The following is a 13,018-nucleotide window of genomic DNA, read 5'->3' on the forward strand; positions in this document are numbered from 1 at the left end:
CCTCTCAGGCCGCCGCGCGCAGCGGCTTTCCGGCGCGTTTGAAGTCCACCTGCGCCTGATAATAGTCCATCAGCTCGATCGCATGGTCGCGGTCGCTGCGGACCTTGTCCGCCGCGACCAGCGCCGCGCGGCGCAGCACGCGCTGGTCGCGCGCGAACAGCCGGTGGATCGCCATCGCTGCACTTTGCGCATCGCGCGCGGTGTAGAATTCGGACGCATGTTTATCCGCCACTTCGGCACAGCCGCCGGTATCGGGCACGATCAGCGGCAGGCCACCGGCCATCGCTTCGGACGCGACCAGCCCGAACGGTTCGGCTTCAGAGCCATGGATCAGCGCGTCGCAACTCGCCACGATCCGCGCGAGCCGCTCGCGATCATAGACCGGGCGGAACATGCGGATGTGTGGGCTACCGGCGATCCGCATTTCGATCTGACGGCTTTCGACGCCGCTGCCGAGCAGGATCAGGCCGACCGGCAGTTCCGATCCGGCGCGTTCGGCCGCATCGATTACCAACCGCCAGCGTTTCTCGGGGTGATGGCGGCCAAGCCCGAGCAGCAAATGCCCGCTCGGCGGCAAATCGCACTGCGCGAGCAAGGCCGCGCGCAGGCGTTCGTCGCGCAGATCGGGCGAGAAATGGCCGCGCTCGATCCCGAGCGGCATCGCCGCATCGATGTGGACACCCCGGTTGCGCAGCCGCTTTTCGAGCGCTGGGCCGTTGGTGACGACCGTGTCGAAATATTGGAGAAAGCTTGACATATAGCGGCTGTACCAGCCGAACGCGCGCTCCAGCCGGTCCTGCGGGCCCATATTTTCAAGCCAGCGCAACGCGTAAGCGGCCATATTGTCATTGTGCATGAAGAACGCCTTCACCGCGCCGCCTTCATATTTCGGCTGCCACTTGCCGATGATCCACGGCAGCCGCCACGGCGAGGATGTTTCGACCACATCCGCCTTCAACGCATCGAGCAAGTGTAGGATCGGCGGTGCTTCCCAGAAAATCCCGTAATTCTGGTCGAGCGGCAAATGTCCGGTCTGCACCCAGATCACCTTGCCGCCACCGGGACGATCCTCGACGCGGTTTTCCTTGCCCGGCGCGATTACGATCAGCTCATGGCCAAGATCGGCCATGATTCCCATCTTGCGGTCGATATAGGTGCGCACGCCGCCGCCGGTCGGTGAATAGAATTCGTTGACGTCGACGATGCGCATCGCAGGTCAGCTCCCGATTGGGCTGAAACCGCCGAGCCCGCGCAGATATTGCGCGCGAATGTCGACCGATACCATCCCTGCTGGAACGACGATCCGCGCCTGGTCGAGTTTCGGGCGCGACCGCCCCAATTTACGATTGCTCGCAAAGCCCGCGCCGTCGGTCCAGAAGTTGAACTTGTTCTTGCCGTCGCGGTCGTGCGTGAGGAGCAAGGCATAGGCACCCGGGCTCGGTACGCGAATGCACAAGACGACCGGCCCGCTCGCCGGCGTGGGGACCTTCACGCGGCGGAAGAATTTGCCCTCGCGGATCAGCAAATAATCGTCGCGCAGGAAATCCGTTTCCGTGGCGGGATAGAGTTCGAGCTTCAATTCGCCGGTCCGGTCCTTCAATCCCTCGACCACCACGCGGATCGCCGGGCCGCCGCCCGGGCTGCAGGCCGCGGCATCGCTGCCGAGTACCTGCGCTGCCGTCGCCGGACTGGCCAGCCCCACACCGAACACCGCCGCACCCAACAGGGCTGCCGTCATCGAACCTTTGCGCACCAGCATGCTCACGTCTTTCTCACCAAGCTCGACAAGCCGAAGATCGCCATCAGCACCACATGCACCAGCAGCGGCAGCGCCGCTGTCACCGCGATCAGCACGGTCAGCTTTTCATCTTGTCCAATCAATAACGTGGCGAAGGTGGCAAAAAGAAGTTCCTTATTCGGCAGAAGCGGCAACCGCCCGACGATCAGCCGCGCCGCCGATAGCAACAGCCACATGCCGACCGAGACCGTCGGCAGCCCGAAATGCCACGCGAGCGCGGTCAGCACCGACCCCGCGATCAAGCGCAGGCAATGCACGTTGAAGATCCACCACAGCATCTTGCGCGGCAGCGAGAAGATGCGCTTCGAGAAGATCAGGAACGGCAACGACATGCCGAACACGCCGACAATCGACCAGATCGCATTGTGCAATTGCTGTTCGGTCAACAGCCCGATGCCGAGCGGCATGGCAACCGCGATCATCGCCAGCGTGACCATGTTGCCGGCAACCGCCGAGAGGATGCTGACATCCTTCACCGCGCCGAATGGGGCCGCGACCATCGACGAGCGTTGCCGCGCCCACGCGTAGAAATACGCCTCGCCCGAATAATTGAGCACGTCGTTGGCGATACGTTTCTTGACGAGCGCGGCGAATCCGCTGGCTGGGATTCCCCACAATCTTCGAAAAATGATGAAATCGCCCGCGACTGGTGAAAAATAGAGCAGAATGAAAAAGACATAGAATAACGGGCTGGTCGGCATTGCCGAAACCCAGCTGTCGACGCCGAGTGCGCGCAGTTTCAGCCAAAGCCAGACAATCATCACCACCGTGACCGCCGCCCCGAGATAGGTCGGCCAGCGTCGCTTGAGCGGAGCCATCGGCTCGAGCCCGCCGAGATCGGCGCGTGCGCCCGTACCAAGCGGCGGTGATACGCCAGCGGGTGCGGACGATGCGTTCGGCGTTCCGATGGTACCCGGCCCGGTCTTCAAAATGTCCACGTGGTGCGTCTGTCCGCTCGTTGGGCTAATCGGCGATGTCCGACCGTGTCGCCCTGCCGCCCCTTAACGGCAGAAGTGTGGCGCGGCAATTCGCTTGAGATGAGCGGCGCGCGAGGCCTTGTCAGGCCGCCGGCTTAACGCGGTCGGGGTGCGCGGCGGCGATTTCGGGGCGGTCGACGGCGGCGGCGTCGGCGCGCAGCAGCCGGGGATATGCCTTGAGCGGAACCGCAAAGCGCCGCGCATTATATAGCTGCGGGACCAGACACACGTCGGCAAGATTGGGCGCGTCGCCGCCCAGAAACGGCCCGGGCACATCGGCGGTCATCGCCTCAAGCGCGGTCAGCCCCGTGGTAATCCAGTGCGCATACCAGGCGTCGCGCGCGTCCTGGTCGGCGCCAAACTGATCGGTCAGCCGGTTGAGCACGCGCAGATTGTCGATCGGGTGGATATCCGCCGCGATCACCAGCGCCTGTGCCAGCACGTGCGACCGTGCGACCGGATCGGACGACACCATCGGCACCGCTTTGTGTGTCGCATCGAGATAATCGATGATCGCCAGACTCTGCGTCAACACCGTCGTGCCGATGTCGAGCGCGGGAACGAGGCCTTGCGGGTTCCGCGCCAGAAAATCGGCCGCGTGTTGCGCGCCCTTGGCCAGATCGACCGCGACGCTGTGGTACGCGACCTGCTTCAAATTGAGCACGATCCGCACGCGATAGGCAGCCGAGGAGCGCCAGAAATCATAGAGGATCGGGGTCATGCCTCGGCGTCTGCCTCGGCTTCGGAGCTGCGTTCGAGCGCGACCTTGATCATCGCGGTCAGCGGATCGGCAAGCGTCAGGCCGAGCAATCCGAACAGCGTCCCCGCCAAAATCTGCGACGAGAGCGTCAGCGCGGGCGGCAAATCGACGGTGCGCTTGGCCACCATCGGAATGATGACATAGCCGTCGAGCGTCTGAATGAAGAAATAGATGCCGATCGCGGCGAATCCGGTATGCGTCCCCGCGCTGAAGCCGACCGCCACCATCAACACGCCGCTGGTGATCGCGCCGATATTGGGGATGAAGGCCAGAATCCCGGTGATGATGCCGAGGACCAGCGCCATCGGCACGCCGAAGATCGCCAGCGCCACGCCGGTCATCACGCCTTCCAGCGCCATGCCGAACAACCTTCCCGCCAGCAGACGGCGCATCGTCACCGCCATCGCCTCGATCGTTCCCGAAAAGCGCGGACGCATGTCGCGCGGCACCATCCATTGCAGCCCGCCTTCGTACAAACGCGGCTCCATCGCGATGAACAGGCCGATCACCAGCACCATGATCAGGCTGGCCAATGCGCCAAACGCCGTGCCGAGATAGGACGTGATCTTGCCGAACGACCCCAGCGCTTGCTGCACCATGCCGTTGAGATCGGCCTTCCCCGGCATCAATCCGCTATTCGACGCCAAGGCCATCAGCTTGGTCGCCTGTGTCGTCAGCGTCGCGCGCAACTGCTCGACCTGATCGGCGATCCCTGCGCCGGTCAGATAGAAGACGCCGGCGATGAACAGGACGGTCAGGATAACGACGATTGCGAGCCGCCACGGCCGCGGGATCGGCAACACCCGCCCGAGCAAGCGCACCCCGCCGTCGAGCATCGAGGCGAAGACCAGCCCGCCGAAGATGATCAGCAAGGGCTGGATCAGCAGGACGACCAGGGCGATCGCGCTGGCCAGGCCAAGCCAGACCGTCGCGCGCTTCAGCTCCTGCCGCACGAACGGATCGCGCAGTTCGTTGGGCGCGGGTTCGCTGACCAGTTCAGCCGACCGCGAATCGCTCATTTTTCACGCGTCGCATGGAGCGACGTGCCAGCGCGGCCGCCGCGGAAGGATTGGCCCCAGCTCAGCGGATTCCAGCTGCCGAGCCCGGTCTTCGAGAAGGTAATGAATTCCGCACGCCCGCCGAGATATTCCCATGGCACCGGCCCGCCGAGGCCGCCTTGCTCGAGCGGCACGCGGCTGTCGGCGCTGCGGTCGCGATTGTCGCCCATCATGAAGACATGGTCGGGCGGGATGACGATCGGGCCATAATTGTCGCCCGCGCTTTCGCCGAGTTCGACCGTTTCGTAATGCCGCCCGTTGGGCAGCGTCTCGGTGACCAGCGGCATATGGCAGATCGCGCTCCCATCGGGTGCGGTGCGCAACGCACCTTCGCCGAGATCGCAGGTCAGGCCGGTTTCGGGGGCGGGTTGCGGCATCCCGCCATAAGAGGGCACATCGACATAATGCAGCGGCCCGCGCTTCACCGCGACGCCGTTGAGGATCACGGTGCCGCCGCGCACTTCCAGCCGATCACCGGGCAAGCCGATCAGGCGCTTGATATAGTCGGTCTTGGTGCCCGGCGGGGTGACGATCACGACATCGCCGCGCTCGGGCAAGCGGCCGAGCAAGCGGCCGTGGATGAACGGCAGCAAGTGAAAGGTCGGCGACACGAACGACCAGCCATAAGGATATTTGCTCACCACCAGCTGATCACCAACCAGCAACCCCGGCAGCATCGATTCCGACGGGATATAGAACGGCTTGGCGACGAAGGTATGGAAGCCGAGCACCGCCAGGATCAGCCAAAAGATGCCGCGCAGTTCGGACGCCCAGTCGGTGCCGGGCCGCTTGGCAGCGGGAGCGTCGACGGCCGGAATGCTCTTTTCGGCGGGTTCGCCGATCTCGTCGTTCAGGGCCAGATCCTCGCTCATGTCTCGTCCTTTGGCACCGTCTCGATCACCACAAAAGCTTGTGCCCAGGGATGGTCGTCGGTCATCGTCAAATGTACTCGGGCGACGTGGCCGTCGGGCGTCAACGCGTCAAGTCTCGCCTTGGCTCCACCGGAAAGCGCGAGCGTTGGCGCGCCCGAGGGGGCGTTGACGACACCGATGTCCTTCATGAACACGCCACGCTTGAATCCGGTGCCGACCGCCTTGGAATAGGCTTCCTTCGCGGCGAAGCGCTTGGCGAGCGTCCCCGCCTTGGTGAAGGGGCGGCGTTCCGCTTTGGCACGCTCGACGTCGGTGAACACGCGATTTTCGAACCGCGCACCGAATCGATCAAGCGAGGCCTGGATCCGCTCAATGTTGCACAGGTCGGAGCCGAGCCCGATGATCATGGCTGGATGCTTTGAAGAAGAAGGTCGGTTCGCGCGGCGGCGCGGAGACGCGGAGAAGAAGAGGAAGAAAAAAGAAAAGGGAATGTGTTGCGCTTCGCGCGGCATTCGAAAGGGCGCGCTGAACCTGATACGAGCCGCGCGCAGCGCAATCGTTTCCCTACTTCTTCTCCGCGTCTCCGCGCCTCCGCGCGAACCAAACTTCTTCTCTTAATCACCGCGCCGCATCCATCGCCGCGCGCATCGCGCGGACCGCGTCGCCCAGCCCCATGAAGATCGCGTCGGCAATCAGGCTGTGGCCGATGTTCAGCTCGCGAATCTGCGGGATCGCGGCAATCGGCGCGACATTGGTCAGCGTCAGGCCGTGTCCGGCATGCACTTCGATCCCGTTCTTGACGGCCAGCGCGGCCGCATCGGCAAGCCGGCGGACTTCGGTGACCTGCGCGTCGCTTGCCAGATCGGCATAGCGCCCGGTGTGCAGTTCGATCACGGGCGCGCCGAGCCGGATTGCCGCGTCGATCTGGCGCGCATCGGGTTCGATGAACAGCGACACGCGGATGTTCGCGGCGCGCAATTCGGACACCAAAGGGGCCAGCTGATCATAGTGTCCTGCTGCGTCGAGCCCGCCTTCGGTCGTGCGCTCCTCGCGCTTTTCGGGGACGATGCACGCGGCGTGCGGGCGGTGGCGCAGCGCGATCGCCAGCATCTCGGCGGTCGCCGCCATTTCGAAATTGAGCGGGATCGTCAGCTCGGCGCAAAGTCGGGCGATGTCGTCGTCGGTGATGTGCCGCCGATCTTCGCGAAGGTGCGCGGTGATGCCGTCTGCGCCCGCTTCAGCCGCCAGCAAAGCCGCGCGCACCGGATCGGGGTAACCCGACTCACGCGCATTCCGCACCGTCGCGACATGGTCGATATTGACCCCCAAGCGAAGCCGGTCGCCTTGAACGTGTCGAAGTGTCATGCCGCACGGCTCCCAGGCTTGATCGCCGGGATCGCCGCCAATTCGGGGGGCAACGCATCCGCCGGATAGGTCGGCACGGCGAGTCGAATCAGCGGATAGAAGGGCACGCCGAGATCGGCCGATCCGTTGGAGCGGTCGACCAGCGCCGCCGCCGCGACCGTCTCGCCGCCCGCACGCGCGATCGCGGCGATCGCCTCTTTGGAGGAAAGACCGGTCGTCACGACGTCTTCCATCATCAGGACCTTGGTGCCCGGTTCGAGCCGGAAGCCGCGGCGGAGTTCGAACACGCCATCGGGCCGTTCCAGAAACATCGCCGATACGCCCAGCGCACGGGCCATCTCCTGCCCCGCGATCACCCCGCCCATGGCGGGCGACACCACAACGGCGATGATTTCCCTTACGTCTGTGGGGAGTCGCGCGACCAGCGCCGTTGCCAGACGCGCGCCACGCGCCGGGTCCATCAGCACGCGCGCGCATTGCAAATACCGCGACGACCGCAAGCCCGACGACAGGATGAAATGCCCCTCCAGCAACGCTTCGGCGCTGCGGAATTCGGCTAGAATATCATCGTCAGTCATCGCTCAGGGTCCTGCGTACGGCCCGCTTAACTAGGAGCGGGGATGCTGCGACGCAACGACTGCGCAAAAAATGCGCCATGTTCGACTTGAGACAAGGGGTCACCCTGCGTATAGGGCCGCTATAACGATATGTAGCCCCGCTTTGCCGACACCATCGGTGGGCACGAGTGTTCGAGAGTAGAAACAGAAAGATGCGAATGATCGGGATCAAATCGATCGCGCTGGCCGCAGGCCTCGCGATGCTGAGTATCGGATCGGCGAATGCCGCACCGCAGGCTACCCCGATTGCTCCTGTATCCAAGCCGGTTGAGGCCGCGCCGACGGTGACGGTCGGCGATCCTGCCGCCGCGACCCCGGCTGCAACCCCCGCTGTGACGACGATTGATCCGATGCTCGCCGTCGATGGCGCGCCGGCAATGGCGATTGACCCCAAGGTCGGTCAGCCGGTGGTCGGCGTGCTCGGGCTGCAACCGCAGGTGACGCGCACCGGCGCGCAGGCAGCATGGTTCCACAACTGGCTGTTGATGCCCGTCATCACCTTCATCTCGGTACTGGTGCTGTTCCTGCTCTTCTGGGTCGTGGTGCGCTATCGTCGCGCGGCCAACCCGGTCGCGTCCAAGACCTCGCACAATACGGTGCTCGAAGTGCTGTGGACTGGCGTCCCGGTGCTGATCTTGCTCGGCCTTGCGCTTCCCTCGATCGGCTTGTTGCAAGCGCAATATAAGCCCGCGCCCAAGAATGCGGTGACGCTTAAGGCAATCGGCAACCAATGGTATTGGTCGTATCAATATCCCGACAATGGCGGATTCGAAGTCACGTCGAACATGCTCAAGGAAGCCAGTGAAGTCGGCAAGGGTGAGCGCGCGCGGACTGCGATCGACGGTCCCCGGCTGCTCGCGACCGACCAGCGCGTCGTGTTGCCGGTCGGCGTGCCGATCCGCCTGATCACCACCTCCAACGACGTGATCCACAGCTGGGAAATCCCCGCCTTCTGGATCAAGCTTGACGCGGTCCCCGGCCGTTTGAACGAAACCAGCTTCACGATCGACAAGCCCGGCGTCTATTTCGGTGTCTGCTCGGAACTGTGCGGCGCGCGCCACGGCTACATGCCGATCACGGTTCAGGCGGTCACGCCGGCGGTGTTCGCGCAGTGGGTGAAGGCGAAGGGCGGCACAATGCCCGGTGCTGCTGCGGCGCCATCGCCCGCCGTCGTCGGCGCGGCCGGGTCCGCCCCCGCCGCACCGACCGCCGCCGATGCGGCTGCCGCCAACGCGCTCCCCGCCGCTCCCGCCGCCAACGCTTCCGCTGGACAATAACCCATGACCGACACCGCCCTCAGCCCCGCCGCGTTCGAAGCGCACCATGACGATGTCCACGCGCATGACGATCATCAGATGTCGTTCTTTGCGCGCTGGTTCATGTCGACCAACCACAAGGATATCGGGACGCTGTACCTGATCTTCGCGATTGTCGCGGGGATCATCGGTGGGGCGATTTCGGGCCTGATGCGCGCCGAACTGGCCGAGCCGGGTATCCAATATCTCGGCATTTGGGCAAGCTATCTGCCCGGTGGCGAGCAGGGGCTCGATCATTCGCTCCATCTGTGGAACGTCCTGATCACCGCGCACGGCCTGATCATGGTGTTCTTCATGGTCATGCCGGCGATGATCGGCGGCTTTGGCAATTGGTTTGTGCCGATCATGATCGGCGCGCCCGACATGGCCTTCCCGCGGATGAACAACGTCTCGTTCTGGCTGCTGATCCCGAGCTTCACGCTGCTGCTCGCCTCGCCCTTCTTCGGTGGCGCGGGTAACGGCTGGACGCTCTATGCGCCGCTCTCGACCTATGGTGAGCCCGGGCCGTCGACCGACATGGCGATCCTGTCGCTCCATCTTGCCGGTGCCTCGTCGATCCTTGGCGCGATCAACTTCATCACCACCATCTTCAACATGCGCGCGCCCGGCATGACGCTGCACAAGATGCCGCTGTTCGTGTGGTCGGTGCTCGTCACCGCCTTCCTGCTGTTGCTGGCGTTGCCGGTGCTGGCAGCCGCCATCACGATGCTGCTGACCGATCGTAACTTCGGCACGACCTTCTTTGATCCGGCCGGCGGCGGTGATCCGATCCTGTACCAGCATCTGTTCTGGTTCTTCGGTCACCCCGAAGTCTACATCATGATCCTGCCGGGCTTCGGCATCGTCAGCCAGGTGATCTCGACCTTCTCGAAAAAGCCCGTGTTCGGCTATCTCGGCATGGCCTATGCTATGGTCGCGATCGGTGTCGTCGGCTTCGTCGTGTGGGCGCATCACATGTTCACCACCGGTCTCAGCGTGAACACCAAGATGTATTTCACCGCGGCGACGATGGTGATCGCGGTGCCGACCGGCATCAAGATTTTCTCATGGATCGCAACGATGTGGGGCGGCTCGCTGTCCTTCAAGACGCCGATGCTGTGGGCGATCGGCTTCATCTTCATGTTCACCGTTGGTGGCGTGACCGGGGTCGTGCTCGCCAATGGCGGCATCGATGATTACATGCAGGACAGCTATTACGTCGTGGCGCATTTCCACTATGTGCTGTCGCTGGGTGCGGTGTTCTCGCTGTTCTGTGGCTTCTATTACTGGTTCCCGAAAATGTCGGGGAAGATGTATAACGAGACGCTCGGCCAGATTCACTATTATGTGTTCTTCGTCGGCGTGAACGTCTTGTTCTTCCCGATGCATTTTCTGGGCCTCCAGAACATGCAGCGCCGCGTGCCGGATTATACCGATGCGCTCGCGCAGTGGAACTGGGTCGCGACGCTCGGCTACAAGATCATGGCAGCCTCGATGCTGGTGTTCTTCGTCAACGTCATCTGGTCGTTGTTCAAGGGTAAGCCGGCTGGCGACAATCCGTGGGGCGACGGCGCGACGACGCTCGAATGGACGCTGACGAGCCCGCCGCCCTACCATCAGTTCGAGACGCTGCCGCGGATCGACTAAGCCCTTTTCCCCTCCCGCTTGCGGGAGGGGTTAGGGGAGGGGAGTGCCGCAGAACGCGGCGCTCTCCGACGAACGCCCCTCCCCCAGCCCCTCCCGCGAGCGGGAGGGGAGGATTGCACCAATGACCACCACCGCCTTCCCGACCACCACCCTCCCCGCCGGAGCAGGCGATTTTTTCGCGCTGACCAAACCACGCGTGATGCGGTCGGTGGTGTTTACGGCGTTATGCGGCATGCTTGCCGCCCCGGTGCAATTGCCCTTCACGCTCGCTTTCACCGCGATCCTGGCGATCGCGCTCGCGGCGGGGTCGGCAGGCGCGCTCAACCAATGGTATGAAAGCGATATCGATGCGCTGATGAAGCGCACCGCCAAGCGCCCCTTGCCTGCGGGCAAGATGGAGCGCGAAACCGCGTTGCAGTTCGGCGTGGCGCTCGGCGTGTTCTCGGTGTTGCTGATGGGCTTGGCGATCGGTCTGATCGCCGCCGGGCTGCTGGCGGTCTCGATCCTGTTCTACGTGCTCGTCTATACCGTCGGGCTCAAGCGCCGGACCCCGCAGAACATCGTCATCGGCGGTGCCGCCGGTGCCTTCCCGCCGCTGATCGGCTGGGTCGCCGCCACGGGCAGCCTCTCGACGCTGCCGCTGTTAATGTTCGCGATCATCTTTCTGTGGACGCCCCCGCACAGCTGGGCGCTCGCGCTGCTCATCCGTGACGATTATGCCAAGGGCGGCGTACCGATGCTGCCGGTCGTGGCGAGTGCCGCGACGACGCGCTGGCAAATGCTGTTCTATGCGGTGCTGATGGCGGCGGCGGCGGTGGCACCTTGGCCGCTCGGGCTGGCGGGTGCGACCTATGGCCTGATCGCGACGCTCACCTCGCTCGTGTTCGTCGGGCTTACCGCCTGGGTGGTCGTGCAACGCGCCGAAACCACGCCCGCGATGAAGGCCGAGCGCGTGCTGTTCGTCTATTCGATCGGGTACATCCTCGCGATCTTCGCCACCCTCGCTTTCGATCGGCTTACCGCATGACTCCGGACCCGCTTCCGCATTCCGATTTGGTCCGCAAGCGCCAGCGCAGCCGCGCCCTAGTGCTCGCGCTGATCCTTGGTGCGTTCGTGATCCTGGTGTTTGCGATCAGCATCGCCAAGATCAAGGCGGGGATGCCGCACTGATGGCGCGGTTTCTGCCTGCCGATCGCAAGCTTCGGACCGCTTTTTTCGCGGTGCTCGGCATTTGTTTCATGACCGGTGTCGGTTGGGCGAGCATTCCGCTCTACCGCATGTTCTGTCAGGCGACTGGCCTGAACGGCACGACGCAGCGCGGGACGGTTGCCCCGGGCGCGGTCGACCGCCAGATCCGGATCGATTTCGACACCAATGTCGCGCCGCACATGCCGTGGAAGTTCGCGCCGGAAAATCCGTCCGAGACGGTGGCGATCGGTGCGCGCGACATGGCGTTCTTTACCGCGACGAATACGTCGGATCATCCGATCACCGGCACTGCGACCTATAACGTCACCCCGGCACAGGCCGGCAAATATTTCACCAAAATCCAGTGTTTCTGCTTCACGCAGCAGACGCTGAAACCCGGCGAGACCGCGCGCATGCCGGTGATCTTTTTCGTCGATCCCAAGATCCTGGCTGACCCCGACGCCAATGACGTCGAGACGATCACACTCAGTTACACGTTTTACCCCGTGGATTCCGCGAAAGCCAAAGGCTAGAGCGGGACCAACCGACGACGATACGCATAAGGGAAGACCGATGTCCGGCACCAAGAACCACGATTATCACATCCTCCCGCCCAGCATCTGGCCGCTCGCCGGATCGATGGCGGCGCTGGCGATGGCGGCCGGCGGCATTATGTGGATGCATTCGGCGGCCGGTGGTGGCGCGCTCTTCTATGCCGGTCTCGCGGGTGTGCTCGCGGTGATGTACGGCTGGTGGCGCCAGATCATCCTCGAGGCGCATGCCGGCGACCATACCCCGGTCGTCCAGCTCCATTTGCGCTACGGCATGATCCTGTTCATCGCCTCCGAGGTGATGTTCTTCGTTGGCTGGTTCTGGGCCTATTTCGATTTCTCGCTCTTCCCCGCGCACATCGCCTATGATTCGGTGACCAAGACGACCAGTGTCATTACCGACGTTGCCGCCGGGGCCGCGCAATGGCCGCCCAAGGGTCTCGAAGTCATCGACGCCTTCAAATTCCCGCTGCTTAACACGCTGATCCTGCTGACCAGCGGCACGACCATCACCTGGGCACACCACGCGCTGATCCATGGCGACCGCGACGGCTTGAAAAAGGGCCTGTGGGCAACGATCGTACTTGGCCTGATCTTCAGCTCGATCCAGGCGTACGAATATTCCGAGGCGCCGTTCCCCTTCAAGGGACTGAACTATGGCGCGGCCTTCTTCATGTCGACCGGCTTTCACGGCTTCCACGTGATGATCGGAACGATCTTCCTGATCGTCTGCCAGATCCGCGTCTATCGCGGGGACTTCACGCCGCGGCAGCATTTCGGGTTTGAGGCAGCGGCCTGGTACTGGCATTTCGTCGATGTGGTGTGGTTGTTCCTGTTCGTCACCATCTACGTTTATGGTGGCTGGGGCGCACCGGTCCACGCCGGGTGAT

The 13,018-nt window shown here is 63.7% G+C and carries 15 protein-coding genes; 6 read left to right on the forward strand and 9 right to left on the reverse strand.

Translation table 11 applies throughout. The annotated features are described in order from the left end of the window. Window positions 1-4 precede the first annotated feature (4 nt). The 9 genes from IEV62_RS07745 to pyrE all read right to left on the reverse strand — a co-directional run bounded on the left by IEV62_RS07745 (window position 5) and on the right by pyrE (window position 7,408). Window positions 5-1,210, reverse strand: coding sequence for a glycosyltransferase (locus tag IEV62_RS07745; protein WP_188446287.1), 1,206 nt, complete (start codon window positions 1,208-1,210; stop codon window positions 5-7). Between the two features lie 6 nt (window positions 1,211-1,216). Then, window positions 1,217-1,738, reverse strand: coding sequence for a DUF2141 domain-containing protein (locus tag IEV62_RS07750; RefSeq protein ID WP_188446288.1), 522 nt, complete (start codon window positions 1,736-1,738; stop codon window positions 1,217-1,219). A gap of 23 nt (window positions 1,739-1,761) precedes the next feature. Further along, a complete protein-coding gene (locus IEV62_RS07755; RefSeq protein ID WP_373868577.1) occupies window positions 1,762-2,736 on the reverse strand; it encodes a hypothetical protein in 975 nt (324 codons plus the stop codon). 121 nt (window positions 2,737-2,857) lie between these two features. Continuing rightward, complete coding sequence (maiA, locus tag IEV62_RS07760; protein WP_188446289.1) at window positions 2,858-3,496, reverse strand: maleylacetoacetate isomerase; 639 nt, start codon at window positions 3,494-3,496, stop codon at window positions 2,858-2,860. Beyond that, window positions 3,493-4,554, reverse strand: coding sequence for an AI-2E family transporter (locus IEV62_RS07765; RefSeq protein WP_188446290.1), 1,062 nt, complete (start codon window positions 4,552-4,554; stop codon window positions 3,493-3,495). The genes maiA and IEV62_RS07765 overlap by 4 nt, the downstream gene beginning before the upstream one ends. Continuing rightward, complete coding sequence (gene lepB / locus IEV62_RS07770) at window positions 4,551-5,465, reverse strand: signal peptidase I (RefSeq protein ID WP_188446291.1); 915 nt, start codon at window positions 5,463-5,465, stop codon at window positions 4,551-4,553. The genes IEV62_RS07765 and lepB overlap by 4 nt, the downstream gene beginning before the upstream one ends. Next, window positions 5,462-5,872: a holo-ACP synthase gene (gene acpS / locus IEV62_RS07775; protein WP_188446371.1), complete on the reverse strand. Its 411-nt coding sequence runs from the start codon at window positions 5,870-5,872 to the stop codon at window positions 5,462-5,464. Before acpS ends, lepB begins: the two co-directional genes overlap by 4 nt. 211 nt (window positions 5,873-6,083) lie before the next feature. Further along, window positions 6,084-6,830 (reverse strand): pyridoxine 5'-phosphate synthase, encoded by a 747-nt coding sequence (locus tag IEV62_RS07780; RefSeq protein ID WP_188446292.1) that lies wholly within the window; start codon window positions 6,828-6,830, stop codon window positions 6,084-6,086. Then, entirely contained in the window at window positions 6,827-7,408 is a 582-nt protein-coding gene (pyrE, locus tag IEV62_RS07785) for an orotate phosphoribosyltransferase (protein ID WP_188446293.1), read from the reverse strand. Before pyrE ends, IEV62_RS07780 begins: the two co-directional genes overlap by 4 nt. A gap of 197 nt (window positions 7,409-7,605) precedes the next feature. Between pyrE and coxB the strand changes: the two genes are divergently transcribed. The 6 genes from coxB (at window position 7,606) to IEV62_RS07815 (ending at window position 13,017) form a co-directional block, all read left to right on the forward strand. Next, the gene (gene coxB / locus IEV62_RS07790; RefSeq protein WP_188446294.1) at window positions 7,606-8,724 is read left to right on the forward strand and encodes a cytochrome c oxidase subunit II; all 1,119 of its coding nucleotides are present in this window, start codon (window positions 7,606-7,608) and stop codon (window positions 8,722-8,724) included. A gap of 3 nt (window positions 8,725-8,727) precedes the next feature. Continuing rightward, window positions 8,728-10,389 carry a cytochrome c oxidase subunit I gene (gene ctaD / locus IEV62_RS07795; protein ID WP_188446295.1) on the forward strand — a complete coding sequence of 554 codons (1,662 nt, stop codon included), beginning with the start codon at window positions 8,728-8,730 and terminating at the stop codon, window positions 10,387-10,389. 121 nt (window positions 10,390-10,510) lie between these two features. Next, window positions 10,511-11,416, forward strand: a complete 906-nt coding sequence (locus IEV62_RS07800; protein WP_188446296.1) for a heme o synthase — start codon at window positions 10,511-10,513, stop codon at window positions 11,414-11,416. After that, window positions 11,413-11,559 carry a cytochrome c oxidase system small membrane protein gene (locus IEV62_RS07805; RefSeq protein ID WP_188446297.1) on the forward strand — a complete coding sequence of 49 codons (147 nt, stop codon included), beginning with the start codon at window positions 11,413-11,415 and terminating at the stop codon, window positions 11,557-11,559. Before IEV62_RS07800 ends, IEV62_RS07805 begins: the two co-directional genes overlap by 4 nt. Further along, a complete protein-coding gene (locus tag IEV62_RS07810) occupies window positions 11,559-12,110 on the forward strand; it encodes a cytochrome c oxidase assembly protein (protein ID WP_188446298.1) in 552 nt (183 codons plus the stop codon). Before IEV62_RS07805 ends, IEV62_RS07810 begins: the two co-directional genes overlap by 1 nt. A gap of 40 nt (window positions 12,111-12,150) precedes the next feature. Continuing rightward, entirely contained in the window at window positions 12,151-13,017 is an 867-nt protein-coding gene (locus tag IEV62_RS07815) for a cytochrome c oxidase subunit 3 (RefSeq protein ID WP_188446299.1), read from the forward strand. Window position 13,018 lies beyond the last annotated feature (1 nt).

Source organism: Sphingomonas psychrolutea, from assembly GCF_014636175.1.
Taxonomy (GTDB): Bacteria; Pseudomonadota; Alphaproteobacteria; order Sphingomonadales; family Sphingomonadaceae; genus Sphingomonas; species Sphingomonas psychrolutea.